Raw genomic sequence first — 16,851 nt, 5'->3', positions numbered from 1 at the left:
GCACTGCTGTGACACAGGTCTCTACGGACTGCCGTCACTGGTAGCGCTCATCCCACTCAATGCATACGAGATCTATCCATTGGGGAGGTCCGTGTGCGGCTGATTCCGGAGCTTCGGTTCGGCGCTGCCGAGGGCGAGCTGGTGCCCTCCGTTTCGCGCAGCCGGTTGCCGTCGCTCACGGGCTTGCGGTTCGTCGCCGCTTTTGTCGTGTTTCTGACCCATCTCGACATCTCGTGGATGCTCATGCCCGTGGCCATGGCCGCGGTGTCGTTCTTCTTCGTGCTCAGCGGCTTCGTGCTCACCTGGTCAGCCCGGGAATCCGAGCCGTATCAGGCGTTCTGGCGCCACCGATTCTGGAAAATCTTCCCCAATCACGCCGTGACCTGGGTGACCATGATGGGGTTGCTCGCGGCCACGGGGATCTCCGCGGAACCGGGCCGTGTGCCGCCCGGGCCGACACCGGCTGGGCCGGCGTTGGCCAACCTGTTCCTTGTCCATACCTGGCTTCCCGCACCTACCCTGATGTTCAGCGTGAACCCGGTGAGCTGGACCCTCGCCGCCGAAGCAGCGTTCTACCTGCTGTTCCCGCTGATCCTGCCATTGGTGATGCGGGTGCGGCCAGAGCGTCTCCTGGTCGCCGCCGGCATCGCCGTCGCGGCGATCTGGCTTGTCCCAACACTTTCCTTCGTCCTGCATGGTCCCGCGGTGCTGCCGGGCGAGTTCGACCTTCCGCTCGTCCGGCTGTGGTTCGCCGACTATCTGCCGCTCAGCCGGCTCCCCGAGTTCGTGTTGGGGATGCTGCTGGCGCGGATGGTACGGCGCGGTGTCATGCCTCGGATCGGTGTGGTGCTACCGGGAATCGCGCTGCTGACCGCGGTCGCCGTAGCCGGGAAGTTCCTCCCGATCCCGTTCTGGTTCGCGGCGGCGACCATCGGTCCGGTCGCGCTGATGATTGTCGGTGCGGCGTCGATGGACCTCCGTGGCGCGCGGTCACTGTGGGCGACGCGGTCCCCGGTGTTCCTGGGGCAGCTCTCGTTCGCCTTCTACCTGATCCACTACCAGGTGATCACGTTGTTCGAGCACGTGTTCGGCGACTGGCCGCGCGGCACCCTCGGGACGCTCGGCGTGGGGGTCCTCCTCTGCGGGGTGTCGGTGTTCCTGGCCTGGCTGCTGTACCGGTTCGTGGAGCAGCCGTTGATGCAACGATTCAGCCATCGCTCCCCTGCCGGGCCCCGGGCCTGATCGCCACGACGGCTTCCCAGCGGCGGGCCGTACCGGGCGTACCAACGGACCCGGCCCGGGATCTGGGGATCCCGGGCCGGGTGTTCAGCAGGCGTCAGTTGGTGTCAGTGGATCGTCTGGGCGATCCAGGAAGAGAGGTGGTCGATGCGGGCGACCGTCTCCAGCTGGTCGTGCGGGCAATCCGGACCGTCGCTCTCCACCCCGACGAGCCGGTAGCCCTCCCAGTCGGGCACGAAGTAGGGGGCACCGGAGTCGTACGGGCAGGCGCTGGTCGTACTCTGCGGTGCGACGGCCTTGGCGAGTAGGGTGCGCTCCTGAACCTGCTGCACCTCCCAGAGGCCGGTCTGCAGCCGGTTGAGGCGGTCGTGCGGACCACTGACCCACGCCTTCGCCGCACCGAAACCGGTCATCCGCACCTTGGTGCCCACCCCCGCGGGGGTGCTGCTGACGCTCAGCGGTCGGACGTCCTTCACCGGGCGCGCCAGCTTGGCGATCGCCACGTCGTTGGCCTGGTCCGGTGCCTGCTCGACCCAGACGACCTCGATGTCATGACCGCCGGTTCCATCCAGTGTGGCCCGGCCCACGGTCGCGATGGTGGAGTCGTACCGGGGCTTGCCACTGACGCGGACCCGGTTGCCGTCGTGGAAGCAGTGGCCGGCGGTGGCGATCCACTGTGGCGCGATGAGCGCACCGGAACACGCGCTGTTGTACTTGGTTCCGTCCGGACGCGTGATGCCCTTCATGGTCAGCGCCACGGAGAACTGGTACTGCCCGTCCGGCACGTCCGCACCGTTGGCGACCGCGCCGGCAGTGCCCGGCAACAGCAGCGACGCCACAGCGGCGACGAACGTGAGGGCGCCCGATCTCTTGAGTGCCCTCCAGCGGCCTGGTCTGTTCGTCATCGCCCGGCCGAAGAACGACGTGCGCATGCCACTCCTCGAGAAGCTCGGTGCACGCGACGGACCGCCCGCCGCGGCTTCCGGGGCAGCCTAGGGCAAATACCGCATCGAGGGCTCTCGGCCTGACAGACCAACAAGGAAGAGGTATGGATCACTCCGCATCAGATTCGGCAATCTTCCGGACAGGTTTGCCGCGGCCCGGGATCCCCCCGAGATCCCGGGCCGGGTGTGACGGCGTGATGACGCCTCGTCAGGACTGCTGCTCGACGAGGCTCTTCGGGCGCAGGTCCGTCCAGTTGGCCTCGACGTAGGCGAGGCAGGCGTCCCTGGTGTCCTCACCGAAGACGACCCGCCAGCCCGCGGGCACCGCCACGAAGGACGGCCACAGCGAATGCTGGTTCTCCTCGTTGACCAGGACCAGGAATCGGCCCTCGGGATCCTCGAACGGGTTGGTCGTCATGCGTCGCTCCTCTTCGGAATAGGCGTGAACAGTTCGGAAAGCGGTCGCTCCGGGTCGGCCACGGCGAAGCACAGTATGGCCTGCAACTGGTCGGCAAGCCGCCGCACGGTATCCCTATCGAACAGCTCGGTCGCGTAGACCAGTGCGCAGTGCACCGGCCCGTGACCGCGGGGCTCGTAGAAGCTGAGCGTCAGCTCCGCCCGTGCCGATCCGGTCGGCACCGCGTCCAGGGCACCCACGCCGCCCTCGAGCTCCTCGAGGCGTGCCTGCTCGTGATGCACCACCATGACCTGCGGTCCTGCCGGTTCGAGCCCGGTCGAGCGGGCCACCTCGGCAAACGGGACGTCCTGCCGGTCCAAAGCGCTGAGCGTGGTTTCCCGCACCCGCGTCAACAGCTCGGCGAACGTCGGATCGCCCGCGGTGTCGGTACGCAACACCACGGTGTTGAAGAAACAGCCGACCAGATCGGCCAGCCGTTCCTCGGTACGGCCGGCGACGAGCGTGCCGATCGGCAGGTCCGTCCCCACCGCGTGCGCGGTGAGCAGCGTGGCCAACGCCGAGTGCAGCACCATGAACATGCTCGTCCGGGTCTGTCGTGCCAGCTCGTCCACCAGCGCGTGCACCTGCTCGTCCAGGACGAACTCGACGAGGTCCCCGCGGTGACCGGGAGCTTCGGGGTGAGGCCGATCCGTCGGCAACGCCAACTCGCCGGGAACACCACGCAGGGTCTGCTGCCAGTACGCCAGCTGCCGCCCACCCAGGCTGTCCGGGGCGCTGAACTCGCCGAGCAGTTCGTGCGCCCATCGGGTGTAGTCCGCGTAGCCCACCGGCAGCGGCGCCCACCCCGGTTCCTCGCACCGCAGCCGGGCCGCGTATGCCGTCGTGAGGTCGCGGAACAGCGGTACCACCGACCATTCGTCGACGGCAAGGTAGTGCATGGTCAGCAACAACGCCTGCGCACCGTCCGGTCCGGTCAGCAGGGACACCCGCAATGGCGCCTCCTGCGACAGGTCGGGAGCCGCACCGGCCAGCTCGGTGAGCCGGGCCTCCACGTCGGCGCAGTGCTCCAGGCGAAGCGTCGGTGGCTCGGCGTTCCGCTGGTACACCACGCCGTCCCGCTCGACGAAGGCGGTGCGCAGCGGCTCGTGCCGCTGGACCACGTCGCGCAGCGCGGCCGCGAGCGCGGTGGTGTCCAGGCCACCCGACGACCGCAACACCAGCGCGTGGTCGAACCTCGCATTCCGGCGGTACGAGGACCACTGCCACTGCTGCGAGGGCGCGATCGGCAGCTCGGTCTCCTCCGCAGTACGCTCGACCCGGCGCAGCACCGGCCGTTGTGCCGAAGCTCCCTCCAGCTTGGCCGCGATCGCGGCCACCGTGGGCGCGTCGAAGATGTCACGGATGGTCAGATCCACACCGAACACGGAACGGATCCGGCCCAGCAGGCGCATCGAGGACATCGAATGCCCGCCCAACGCGAAGAAGTTGTCGTGGATGCCGACTTCCGCCAGTTCCAGCACCGAACCGAACAGCTCGGCCAGGTGCCGCTGGGTCGCGGTCACCGGGCGCGCGCGGCCGGTCAGCTCGGACCAGTCCGGCACGGGCAGCGCACGCCGGTCGAGCTTTCCGTTGGGCGTCAACGGAAGTGGCGCGTCCAGCGGCATCACGATCGCGGGCACCATGTACTCCGGCAGCAGGGCGGCGACATGCGTGCGCAGCGCCTGCGGGTCGATCTCCCCGGCCGCGGGGACGACATATCCCACCAGCCGCACGATGTCGCCCTTGCGGTCGGGCACGACAGCAGCCTGGGTAACGGCCGGGTGCGTGGTCAACGCCGCCTCGATCTCACCCAGCTCGATCCGGAATCCCCGGATCTTCACCTGGTCGTCGACCCGGCCCAGGAAGTCGAGGTTGCCGTCACGCCGCCAGCGCGCCCGGTCGCCGGTGCGGTACATCCGCGTCCCCCGCGGGCCGAAGGGGTCGGCCACGAACCGCTCCGAGGTCAGCCCCGGACGACCGAGGTAACCGCGAGCCAGGCCACGCCCGGAGACGTACAGCTCGCCCACCACACCCGGCGGTACGGGACGCAAGCCGGCGTCCAGCACGTAGCAGACCGTGTTCGGGTCGGGCCGGCCGATGGGCACCCGCCCGACACGCCGGCCAGCGGCCCGCTGTGCGGGCCACAGCGTGGAGTTGACCGTGGCCTCGGTCAGCCCGTACGCGGCGATGATGTTCACCGTGCCCGACCAGCGGTCGATCAGGTCCGGCGGCACGGTCTCGGTGCCGACCAGGATCGTCGACCCGGCGGGCAGCTCGCATTCCGTGGGCAACGCCGAGACCAGTGAGGGCGGCAGGATCATGTGCGTGATCCCCTGCTCCGCCAGGAAGTCGGTGAGCGCGGCGCCCGCCACCCGGGCCTCCTCCGGGATCAGTACGAGCCGGCCACCGTGGCAGAGCGCCATCGACAGCTCGAACACCGCGACGTCGAACCCGATCGACGCGAACTGCAGCACCCTGCTGTCGGGCCGCAGGCCCATCCGGTCCACCGCGGTGGCCACCAGGCTGGAGATGCCCTCGTGCGGCACGACCACACCCTTGGGCCGCCCGGTGGATCCGGAGGTGTAGATGACGTAGGCCGCCTGGTCCAGCAGAATCGCCGATCCGTCCACATCGGACACCGGAAGGAAGTCCAGCTCGGCGGCGATGTCCGGCGCGTCGAGCAACACGGTCGACGCACCCGCCACCTCCGGGATCTTCCCGGACACCGTTTCGGTTCCCACAATGAGCGTGGCGCCGGAGTCGGCGATCATGTAGGCGAGCCGGTCGGCGGGATGGGCCAGGTCCAACGGCAGGAACGCGGCACCGAGCCTGAGCACGCCGAGCACCGTGGCCACCATGTCGATGGACCGCGGAACGGCCACGCCAACAACGCTCTCCGCACCCACGCCACGGGATGCCAGCAGCCACGCGATCCGGTTGGCGCGGGTGTTGAGCTCGGCGTAGCTCGCCGTTCTCGACCGCTCCACAACGGCGATCGCGTGTGGCTGCTCGGCGACCCGCTTGGCGAACAACCCGGGCAGCGCGCACTCGTCGACCTCGCGGGTGGTGGCGTTGAACTCCTCCAGCACGAGCCGCCGCTCGTCCTCGGCGAGGACATCCACCCGGGAGATGTGCCGCTCCGGTTCGGCGACCACCGCGGCGACCAGCCGCCGCAACCGGTCCCCGAGCCGATTGACCGTCTCGTGGTCGAACAGCTCGGTGGCGTACTCGAGCCGGCAGCTGATCGAGCCCTCGTCGGCCGTCGCACCGGTGTGCTCGGTGAAGCTGAAGACCAGGTCGAACTTGGCCGTTCGGGTCTCCAACGGCACGAACTCCACCTGCAACCCGGGCAGCTCCGGCCCCGTGCCGACGCGGTTGTGGTAGCCGACCATCACCTGGAACAGCGGGTTACGGGCGATGGAGCGGGTCGGGTTGAGCTTCTCGACCACGGCCTCGAACGGCACGTCCGCGTGGGAGAAGGCGGCGAGATCCGTTCCGCGCACCCTGCTGAGCAGCTCGGTGAAGCTGGGGTCCCCGGACAGGTCGGTCCGCAACACCAAGGTGTTGACGAAGAAGCCGACCAGGTCGTCGAGGGCCTGGTCGGTCCGCCCGGCGATCGGTGCGCCGAGCGGGATGTCCGTACCGGCGCCCATGCGGTGCAGCAGCGCCGCAACGGCGGCGTGCACCACCATGAACATGCTCGCCCCGGTGTCCCGGGCCAGCCGCCGCAGCCCCTGGTAGGTCGCGGTGTCGAAATCGACCTCGAGGTCGGCCCCGGCGAAGCTCGGCCGCGCCGGTCGAGCCCGGTCGGTGGGCAGCTCGATCTCCTCCGGCGCCGAGTCCAGGGTCGTGTGCCAGTACTCCAACTGGCGCGCGGCGAGGCTGTCGGGGTGGGTGGGGTCGCCGAGCAGTCGCTGTTGCCACAACGCGTAGTCGGCGTACTGGACCGGCAACGGCTCCCAGTCCGGGGCGGTGCCGGCCAGGCGCGCGGCGTAGGCCGTGGCGAGATCGTGCAGGAAGGGTCGGTCGGACCACTCGTCGGTCGTGATGTGGTGCAGCAGCAGCACGACCACGTGGTCATCCGGCTCGATCTCGACAACCGTGGCCCGCAACGGGAGCTCGGCGGCGAGGTCGAACGGTCGACCGACCGCCTCGGCGACCAGACCTGCCACCTCGGACTCGCCAGCGCGCACGCTCTCCACCGCCGGGTGTGCGTCCTCCACGGGCACAACCCGCTGGTACGGAACGCCTTCCCGCTCTCCGAAGACGGTGCGCAGCGCCTCGTGCCGGGCCACCACGTCGGCCAGGGCCGCGCACCAGGCAGCCACGTCCAGCCCACCGCGCAGCCGCATGACGAGCGGGAAGTTGTAGGCGGCGGAGGTTCCCTCCATCTGCTGGATGACCCACAGCCGTTGCTGGGCGTGGGACAGTGGCAGCTCCTCCGGTCGCGGCGCGGCCACCAGCACCGGGCGCTCGGTGCCGGTCGTGCCGCTCACCCGGTGCGCCAGCTCGGCCACGGTGGGGGCCTCGAACAGGTCCCGGATCGCCAGCTCGGTCGACAGGGCGGTGCGCGCCCGGCTGACCAGCCGGGTGGCCAGCAACGAGTGGCCACCGAGGTCGAAGAAGTTGTCGTCGATCCCGACGCTTCCTTCCGGCAGCCCCAGGGCGGCGGCGAACAACGCGCACAGTGTCTCTTCCTGCGGCGACCGCGGCGCACGCTTGGTTCCCGTCCCGGCGAAGTCCGGTGCGGGCAGTGCCCGGACGTCGAGCTTGCCGTTGACGGTGAGCGGCAGCGTCTCGACCGGGACCAGCGCGGCCGGGACCATGTACTCGGGCAGCCTGGACTTCAGCTGCTCCCGCAGCCGCTGGAGCAGCTCTTCGCCAGCCCGGGCACCCGCCTCCGGAACCACGTAGCCGACCAGGCGCTTCGTCCCGCCGGTGTCGTTGACGACAACCGCACCGTGCGCGACGTCGGAATGTTCGGTCAGGGCCGAGGAGATCTCACCCAGCTCGACGCGGTACCCGCGGATCTTGACCTGGTCGTCGGTGCGGCCCAGGAAGTCGAGCAGACCGTCCTCGCGTTTCCGGACCAGGTCACCGGTGCGGTACATCCGCTCTCCCGGAGCACCGAACGGGTCGGCCACGAAGCGTTCCGCGGTCAGGCCGGTCCGGTGGTGGTATCCGCGGGCGAGACCGATTCCGGCGATGTACAGCTCGCCGGGGCAGCCCGGCGGAACCGGACGCAGCATCGCGTCGAGGATGTAGGCCCTGGTGTTCCAGATCGGCTTACCGACGGTCGGCGTCGCACTCTCCACTGTGGACCCGCCGAGCGTGTTGATCGTGTACTCGGTCGGTCCGTACAGGTTGTAGCCGTAGGTGCCGTCGGTGTCCCGCAGTCGCGACCACACCACGTCGGACACCGCCTCACCGCCGAGCAGCACGAGCGCCGGGCGGTGCCGCCCCGCTGCCTCGGCCCGGTCGAGGAGGCCCTCCTCGATCAGGAGCTGGGCGTAGGTGGGCGTCACGTTGACCACGTCGATCCGGTGCCGGTCGCAGTAGGCGACCAGTGCCTCGGCGTCGCGGCGCAGTTCCTCGTCGCAGACGTGCACCTCGTGTCCTTCGACGAGCCACAGCAGCTCTTCCCAGGACATGTCGAAGGAGAACGACACGGTGTGGGCGATCCGCAGCCTGCGTCCTCCGTCCGAGGACCCGCCTGCAGGGTCGAGCATCGATACCGAGGCGATCGCCGGGTCGAAGATCGCCTCCTGGTGGTTGAGCTGCATATTGGTCAGCCCGCGATACGGAGTGACCACGCCCTTCGGCTTTCCGGTCGAGCCGGAGGTGTAGATGACGTAGGCCGGGTGCTCCAGCCTGTTCGGTAGGCCGTGCGCGAACGCCGGTCGCTCGGCGTCGGTGATCTCACCGGCCGGAAGGCCGCCCAGTTCGGTGGCCACGGCCTCCTCGTCCAGCAGGACCTCGGGCGCGAGCGGGCCCGACTCGCCACGCAGCGTGGGAGCGACCGCCGTGGTGGACAGCAGGCACATCGGCCCGGTGTCGGACAGCATGAGCCGGAGCCGCTCGGCGGGGTGGTCGAGGTCCAGCGGCAGATAGGCGGCGCCGGTACGCAGCACCGCGAACAGTGCCACGACCATCTCGATCGAGCGTGGCAGGGCCAGCGCGACCACGCGTTCCGGGGCGGCACCACGGGCCAGCAGCACCCGGGCCAGCCGGTTGATCTCCGCGTCGAGTTCCGCGTAGCTGAGCACCCGCTCGCCGAAGACGAGTGCCGTGGCTTCCGGGGTGCGAGCGGCCTGGGTCGCGAGCATGTCGGCGACGGTCTCGTCCGGCAGGTGGTTGCGGGTGGCTTCCCAGTCCGCGGCGAGCGCGGCGCGCTCCCCCGACAGCAGCAGGTCGATGCTGCCGACGCGAGCGGCGAGGTTGTCGACGAGGCGTTCCAGCACCGTGGTGAACCTGGTGAGAACCGTCTTCGCGGTAGCGGCGTCGAACAGGTCGGGCCTGGCGGCCAGCGTGACCCGCAGTCGGGTTTGCGGGGTGACAACGAGGGTGAGTGGGAAGTGTGTTCCGTCCACATTGGACACTTCGAGGATGCCGTGCCGTTGCTCGAGCGCGGCGAGCCGCTCCTCACCGTCGGCCGAACGCAGCACGAACAGCGTGTCGAAGAGCCGGCGGTGGCCGGTCTCCTGCTGCATCTCCCCCAGTCCCACGTACTCGTAGGGCATGACGGTCGCCCGCTCGGACTGGATCCGTTGCAGCAGGTCGAGCACGGACTCGCTGGGATCGAAGGCGATCCGGGTCGGGACCGTGTTGAGGAACATGCCGATGATGTCAGCGACGTTCGGCACCTCCGCGGGCCGGCCGGCCACCGCGGCGCCGAACGCAACGTCGTCGCGGCCCACCATCGACGACAGGACCAAGCCCCAGGTGGCGTTCAACAGCGTGTTCAGCGTGAGCCCGTGTCTGCGCGCCGCCGCGCGCACCCGGTCACTTGTCCGTTCCGACAGCACGGTCTCGAAGTCGACCGGGATCACCGGCTCTCCGGTCCGGTCGACCGGTGCGACCAGGGTCGGCTCGTCGAACCCGGCAAGTGCTCTCCGCCATGCGGCGATCGCGGCGTCGTGGTCCTGCAGGTCCAGCCACGACAGGTAGTCGCGGTAGGAGCCGACGGCAGGGAGCGCGCTGTCGTCACCATTCCGCTCGTACAGCGCGAAGAGCTGCTCGAGGAACAGCCACGCGGACCACCCGTCCCACAGGATGAGGTGGTGGGTCACGACGAGCCGGTCCCTGCCGTCCGCCAGGCGGATCAGCAGCAGCCGGCACAGCGGCGGCGCCGACAGGTCGAACCGCTTCCGGCGGTCCGCCGCCAGTAGGGCGTCGACGCGCGCGGCCTCCTCGTCCGCGGGCAGATGGGTGAGGTCGACGACCTCCAGCGGAACGTCCAGGGCGTCCACGATGAACTGCACCGGCTGGGGCAGGCCGTCGCTGGTGCAACCGGCACGCAGGCTGGGATTGCGGCCCAGCAGGGCCCGGCACGCCGCACGCAGCCGGTCGACGTCCACCCGGTGGTCGATGTCCAGGGTCTCCTGCGAGAGATAGACATCCAGCCCTTCGGAGTCGTAGCTGGAGTGGAAGTAGATGCCCTCCTGCAGGGGAGACAGCGGCCAGATGTCGGCGACCGGCAGCCCGGCCACCCGTTCGACGCGCGCAATCTCCTCGTCGGACAGCATGAGCATGCTCGGCGCCGGAAGCTCCTGTGCCCGGTCCGGTTCTCCGGTCAGTCCCGCCCACCGGGTCAGCACCGCCCGCACGTCGTCTTGGGCCAGAGTCTCGGTCCGCCGATCGACCACCGCACGCAGGATCTCCACGACCCGCCGCGCCTCCGTCACCGGAACCGCGACGGTCGGCTCGCCCATGCCGGAACGCTGTTCCGTCGGAGTGGCACCGTTGTGCGGAGCGTTCGTGGTCTCCGTCGCGGCTGCCAGCGCGGCAGGCGTCCGGCGGTCGAACACGTCCCGCGGGCTGATCGTGAGCCCACGCTCACGGGCCTGGGTGGCGACCGCGATCGACGTGATGCTGTCCCCGCCCAGGACGAAGAAGTCGTCGTCGACACCGACGGCCGAGCGGCCCAGGATGGTCGCGAAGACCTCGCAGAGTGCCCGTTCCCGGTCGTCGCGTGGCGCCCGCCCGCCACCTGCGGTGCCGGCGGCGACCGGTGCGGGCAGTGCGTTCTGGTCGAGCTTTCCGCTGGGGGTCAGCGGCAGCTCGTCGAGCACCACAACGGCGGACGGCACCATCGTTGCGGGCAGCACATCCACGAGTGCCGACCGCAGGGCCTCCGAATCCGGTGTCCCGCCCGCGGGCACGACATATCCGACAAGGGCTCCGTCCCGGACGGTGACGACCGCCCGAGCGACACCGGGCTGCCCGGACAGCGCCGCCTCGATCTCCCCCAGCTCGATGCGGTTGCCGCGGATCTTGACCTGCCGGTCGGTCCGGCCCAGGTACTCGACAGCCCCGTCCGCCCGTCGCCGGACGAGGTCGCCGGTGCGGTACATCCGCTCGCCCGGCGCGCCGAACGGGTCGGCCACGAACCGGTCGGCGGTCAGGCCGGGTCGGCCGTGGTAGCCACGGGCGAGCTGGACCCCCGCGAGGTACAGCTCCCCCGGCACGCCGTCAGGCACCGGGCGCAGGAAGGAATCCAGCACGGACAGCCGCGTGTTCCACACCGGCCACCCGATCGGCACCGCGAGGTCGTTGCCGCCCGTGTACGGGAACCACGTGACGTCGACGGCGGCCTCGGTCGGGCCGTAGAGATTGTGCAACGGCACCGGGCCCTTCCCGGAGCGAGATGTCAGCTCTCGCCAGCCCCGGGCGACATCCCCGGTGAGCGCTTCCCCGCTGGAGAACACGCGACGCAGACTCGCCGCCCAACTCGCGTCATCGGCACGAAGGGCCTGCAGGAACGCGGCAAGCATCGACGGCACGAAGTGCATCGTCGTGACGCCTTCGGCGCGAATCAGCCCGGCCAGATAGAGCGGGTCCCGGTGCCCGTCGGGCCGGGCCAGGACGACGGTCGCGCCCTGGACCAGCGGCCAGAAGAACTCCCAGACCGACACGTCGAAGCTCGACGGCGTCTTCTGCAGCACCCGGTCGTCGGCACCGAGCCCGTACTGTCCCTGCATCCACGCGAGACGGTTGTTGATCGCGCGGTGGGTGATTACGACGCCCTTGGGGCGCCCGGTGGAACCGGAGGTGTAGATGAGATAGGCGGGGTGGTCCGGAGCGGCCGGCTCGCCAGGAACCTCCGCGACATCCTCGGTCTCGCCCAGGTCGAGCCGCTCCAGACCGGGAACCTCGGGCAACCGTCCGGCGGTCGCGGCGGTGGTGACGACGATGCGTGCGCCCGAGTCGGCGAGCATGAACGCGACCCGGTCCGCGGGATAGTCCAGGTCGACGGGCAGGTACGCCGCACCCGACTTGAGAACTCCGAGCAACGCGACCATCAGCTCGGCCGAACGCGGCACGGCAACCGCGACGAACCGTTCGGGTCCCGCGCCGCGCGCCCGCAGGCGCCGGGCCAGTGCCTCGGCCCGCTGGTCGAGTTCGGCATAGGTCAGGTGGACATCCTCGAACACCACCGCCGTGGCCTCTGGTGTCCGCGCCACCTGGTCGGCGAAGGCCGCGGCGAGCGTACGGACAGACACCGTCCGCGCGGTCGCGTTCAGTTCGGCCATCCGCTCGCTTTCCCGGGCGGACAGCAGGTTCACCTGCGACACGTGCTGGGCGGAGTCACGCACCACGGCGTGTAGCAGGTGCACGAACCGGTCGGCCAGCGCGCGAACCTCGGTGTCGCCGAGCCGCGTGGCGTCGTGCTTGAACCGGAGTTCGAGACACTCGCCCGGCTGGACGATCAGTGCGAGCGGGTAGTGCACGGCGTCGAACACCTCGACGCCGGTGATGCGCAGTGCCACGCTCTGGGCAGTGTCACCGGTACGTGGTTCCGCAAGCACGTCCTGGGTCGGGTGGTTCTCGAACACGACCAGGGTGTCGAACAGCTCACCCAGGCCGGTTTCCCGCTGGATGTCGGCGAGACCGAGGTGTTGGTGCTCGAGCAGTTCGGCGTGTTCGTCCTGAACGCGCCTGAGCATGTCGGTGAGCGACTCCTCCGGGCGCACGTTGACGCGCGCCGGAACCGTGTTGATGAACAAGCCGACAGCGGACGAGATGTTGTCGATCTCCGCGCTACGCCCGGAAACCGTACTGCCGAACAGGACATCGGACCGAGCGGTGAGCCCGCTCAGCAGGAGTCCCCATGCGCCATGCACGATCGTGCTCAGTGTGAGGTCGTGCTTCTTCGCATAGGAAACCAGCTCGGCGGTGAGCTTTTCGGGCAGCCGGACGTCAATGTGCTCGGGCTGTGCCGGACGCTGATCCTCGTTGGCAGTCGTGCTGTCCGGAGTGACCAGCTGGGTCGGCCCATCCACACCGGACAGTGCCGCCCGCCATGCCTCCCGTGCCGTGTCTCGGTCGCGGCTGGCGAGCCAGGACAGGTAGGTGTTCGGCGTGAAGGCGGGCAAAAGCGCGTCCCCGCGACAGGCCGCGAGCAGCTCACGCAGCAGGACCGATACCGACCAGCCGTCGGCGATGATGTGGTGCAAGGTCAGCAGGAGCCGATCGCGTTGCCCGTCGCGGATCAGCATGGCGCGCATCAACGGGGGCTGTGCGAGGTCGAAGCGTTCGGCACGGTCCCGCCCGAGCAGGTGGGCCAGCTCGGTGTCACGGGCGTGGGTCTCCCGCCAGGGCAACGTCACGTTCTCGGCCAGGCGCTGGACGACTCGTCCATCGGGAAGCTGCCGGAAGCCGGCCCGGAGCAGCGGATGCCGGTCGAGCAGCCCCTGCAGTGTCTGGCGCAGCCGAACGGCGTCGACATCGCCTTCGAGGTCGAAGAGCTCCTGCACGACGTACAGGTCGGCCGATCCCTCGTCGAACTGGGAGTGGAAGAAGAAGCCTTCCTGCAACGGGGACACCGGCAGCGCGGTCTCGTCCAGCTCGACAGCGCCGGTCACCTCGGCGACGGCGCCCGCACACTCGGCCAGGGCCGCGACCGTGCGGCGACGGAACACGTCGCGGGGAGTGATGGCCAACCCTGCCGCGCGGGCGCGGTTCACGAGCTGGATCGCGACGATGCTGTCCCCACCCAACTCGAAGAAGCTGTCGTGGATGCCCACCGTGGGCAGACCGAGAACCTCGGCGAACAGCTCGGCGAGGGTGGACTCGACCGGCGTGGTCGGTGCGTCACCGCCCACCGCGGTCCACTGCGGTTCGGGGAGCGCCTTCGTGTCGAGCTTGCCGTTGGGGGTCAACGGAAGCGGGCCGTCCAACACGACGACCGCGGACGGCACCATGTAGTCCGGCAGCGCTTCTGCCACCCGCACTCGTGCCGCTGCGACATCCACGGATTCCTCGCCCTCGCCCACCAGGTAGGCGACAAGGCGCTTGGCACCGCGGTGGTCCTCGCGCGCCACGACCGCGGCCTGCGCCACACCCGGGCACGCCATGAACGCGCTCTCGATCTCCCCCGGTTCGATCCGGTGGCCCCGGACCTTGAGTTGCTTGTCCGCACGGCCGAGGAACTCGAGATTCCCCTCGGCACCCCAGCGAACCCGGTCCCCGGTGCGGTACATCCGGGCACCCGGGGGACCGAAGGGATCGGCGACGAACCGCGCCGCGGTCAGGCCCGGACGGCCCAGGTAACCGCGCGCCAGCCCGCGGCCGGACACATACAGCTCCCCCTCGACGCCCACGCCGACCGGGCAGAGCGCCGAATCGAGCACGTAGCACCGGGTGTTGGGGTCTGGCCGGCCGATCGGCACCGGCCCCTGCCACCCCGGTTCGGCCAGCCACAACGTCGAGTTGACCGACGCCTCCGTCAGGCCGTAGGCGACGACCACACGCAGCCGCTCGGACCAGCGGGCGACCAGCTCGGTGGGCACCGCCTCGGTGCCCACCACCAGAACCGCGCCCTCGGGCAGTTCGCAGTCGGCGGGCAATGCCGCCACCAGCGACGGCGGCAGGATCATGTGGGTGGCGCGGTGCTCCGCGATGTAGTCGGTCAGGGCCGCACCGGCGACCCGGCGCTCGGCGGGCACCACGATGATGCGCCCGCCAACGCACAGCGACATGATCAGGTCCCAGACCGCCACGTCGAAGCCCACCGAGGCGAACTGCACGACGCGACTGTCCGCGGTCACGCCGAGCCGGTCGGTCGCCGTCGCAATCAGGCTGCCGACACCGTCGTGCGTGACCACAACGCCCTTCGGGCGTCCGGTGGAACCCGAGGTGTAGATGACGTAGGCGGCGCGGTTCAGCGAGATCGCAACGTCGGTGTTGGTGGCAGCCGCGCCGGCGATTTCCGAGACCACCGCCGCATCGTCGAGCACGACATGCCGCACACCGGGCATGTCCGGCAGTTGACCCGCAAGCTCGCGAATAGTGACGATCGTGCGCGCACCCGCGTCGGAGAGCATGTAGGCGAGCCGGTCTTCGGGGTGGTCCGCGTCCAACGGCAGGTAGGCCGCTCCCGCCTTCATCACCGCGAGCAGGGACACGACCAGTTCGACCGAGCGTGGCAGCGCCACGGCGACGACGTCCTCGCCACGGACGCCCTTCGCGATCAGCTGGTGGGCCAACCGGTTGGCCGCGGCGTTGAGATCCGCATAGGAGAGTTGCCGGTCCGCGCACACCACGGCGACGGCGTTTGGAGATCGCGTCACCTGCTGTTCGAACGCGGCCGGCCAGGACCGCTCGGCAACCTCCCGGGGCGCGCTGCCGAACCCGTCGAGGAGCAGGGCCCGCTCCGCCAGGGAGATCAGCTCAACCTGGCCGATGGCGCGATCCATCCGCTCGGTCATCGCGTCGAGCATCGTGTGGAGACGGCGCTCGTGATCGGCGAGCTGCTGCGGGTCGCAGACCGACGCGTCGCCGTCGAGGTCGAGGTGCACGGTCTCGTCCTCGACGGACTCGCAGACCGTAATGGTGAGGTCGGTAATGGGACCAAGCCAGTGGGGACGGTAGGCGACCCGATGGTCACCGAACCGCACGTCCCGCGGAACGGGCAGGATGTTGACGGTGGGGCCCACCAGCTCCTGGAGGCCGTCAACGAGTCCCAGTTCCCGGGCGAGGTCCTCGCCGCGGTAGCGACCATGCCGAACGATGTCGGCAACCTCCCGGTCCACCGCCCGGGCCAGCTCGGCGCCGGTCATGGACGGCCGCACACGCAGCCGGAGCGGGAGAACGTTGGACACCATCCCGACAAGATCACGGGACTCGGCGTCCCGGGCGGTCACCGGAAGGCCGAGAACGATGTCCTGGGCACCGGTCGTGCGATGCAGGTAGGCGGCCACGGCCGCAATCATCAGGCGCGACCGGCGAACACCGGCGGTGTCCGCGGCGGAGCGCACGCGCCGGGCACGCTCCGGTGACAGCACACTCGTTCGCCGGACACGCCGCCTCGTCAGCGTCTCGGTGCGCTCCAGGAGCCGGACAGGCTCCGGCCGGTCGGCCAGCTTCTCCTGCCAGTACACGCGATCCGCCGGGTACTGCTCGGATTCACGGTAGGCCCGATCGCTGGCCGCCAGTCGGGAAAGCGCCCGGTCATGCTGACTCGCTGAGCCGGTGCCGGTGTAGATCTCGCCAGCGCGACGGGAGATCAGGGCGACACCAACACCGTCGGTGACGATGTGGTGATACCGCTGGTACCAAACGACGCGATCGTCGTCGAGCCGGAGCAACACCTGGGCGAACAGCGGGCCCCGTCCGAGGTCCACGGGCCGCGCTCGCTCGGTGTCCATCCAGTCCGCGGCCGCGGCGTCCGGGACCGGTTCGCCGCGCAGGTCGACGACAGGGACGTCGACGGGCTGCCGCGCCGGGACCTGGCGCGGCTCGGAGTTCTCGGTGCTGGTCCGCACGTGCAGGCAGGCGGCCTCCTCGACCGCCTGGCGCACCGAGGTAGCCAGGCGGTCGAGGTCCACGGGCCCCCCGGGCCCGCCCCGCAGTTCCAGGAAGAACGCGATGTTGTAGGCCGGGTTGTCCGGCTCGATTTGCTGGGCCAGCCAGATGCCGGTCTGCGCACCGGTGAGGGGGGTACCGGTGGCGGCTGTTGCGTCAGGCGCGGCATCGAACATGGTCGGGTCG

Annotated in this window: 4 protein-coding genes; 1 reads left to right on the top strand and 3 read right to left on the bottom strand. The window is 69.9% G+C overall.

Annotation, left to right across the window (positions count from 1 at the left end; all coding sequences use genetic code 11):
• Positions 1 to 93 precede the first annotated feature (93 nt).
• Positions 94 to 1,242, top strand: a complete 1,149-nt coding sequence (locus tag IEY55_RS10645; protein ID WP_189056570.1) for an acyltransferase family protein — start codon at positions 94 to 96, stop codon at positions 1,240 to 1,242.
• 104 nt (positions 1,243 to 1,346) lie between these two features.
• Here the strand turns inward: IEY55_RS10645 and IEY55_RS10640 are convergent, their stop codons facing one another.
• From IEY55_RS10640 to IEY55_RS10630, 3 genes are all read right to left on the bottom strand, one after another.
• Positions 1,347 to 2,171, bottom strand: a complete 825-nt coding sequence (locus IEY55_RS10640; RefSeq protein WP_229686250.1) for a S1 family peptidase — start codon at positions 2,169 to 2,171, stop codon at positions 1,347 to 1,349.
• Positions 2,172 to 2,391: 220 nt separating this feature from the next.
• The gene (locus tag IEY55_RS10635; RefSeq protein ID WP_189056568.1) at positions 2,392 to 2,601 is read right to left on the bottom strand and encodes an MbtH family protein; all 210 of its coding nucleotides are present in this window, start codon (positions 2,599 to 2,601) and stop codon (positions 2,392 to 2,394) included.
• On the bottom strand, positions 2,598 to 16,841 hold the full coding sequence (locus IEY55_RS10630; RefSeq protein ID WP_189056566.1) for a non-ribosomal peptide synthetase: 14,244 nt from the start codon (positions 16,839 to 16,841) through the stop codon (positions 2,598 to 2,600). The genes IEY55_RS10635 and IEY55_RS10630 overlap by 4 nt, the downstream gene beginning before the upstream one ends.
• Positions 16,842 to 16,851 lie beyond the last annotated feature (10 nt).

It is taken from the genome of Longimycelium tulufanense, from assembly GCF_014645795.1.
In the GTDB taxonomy this organism is placed as follows: domain Bacteria; phylum Actinomycetota; class Actinomycetes; order Mycobacteriales; family Pseudonocardiaceae; genus Longimycelium; species Longimycelium tulufanense.
Note: the sequence above shows the minus strand (reverse complement) of the source record. Positions and strands in the feature narration are given on the sequence as shown.

Bases quoted from the DNA above. Each gene is read 5' to 3' on its own strand.
- IEY55_RS10635 (WP_189056568.1), bottom strand. From the start codon at position 2,601: ATGACGACCAACCCGTTCGAGGATCCCGAGGGCCGATTCCTGGTCCTG.
- IEY55_RS10640 (WP_229686250.1), bottom strand. From the start codon at position 2,171: ATGCGCACGTCGTTCTTCGGCCGGGCGATGACGAACAGACCAGGCCGC.
- IEY55_RS10630 (WP_189056566.1), bottom strand. From the start codon at position 16,841: ATGTTCGATGCCGCGCCTGACGCAACAGCCGCCACCGGTACCCCCCTC.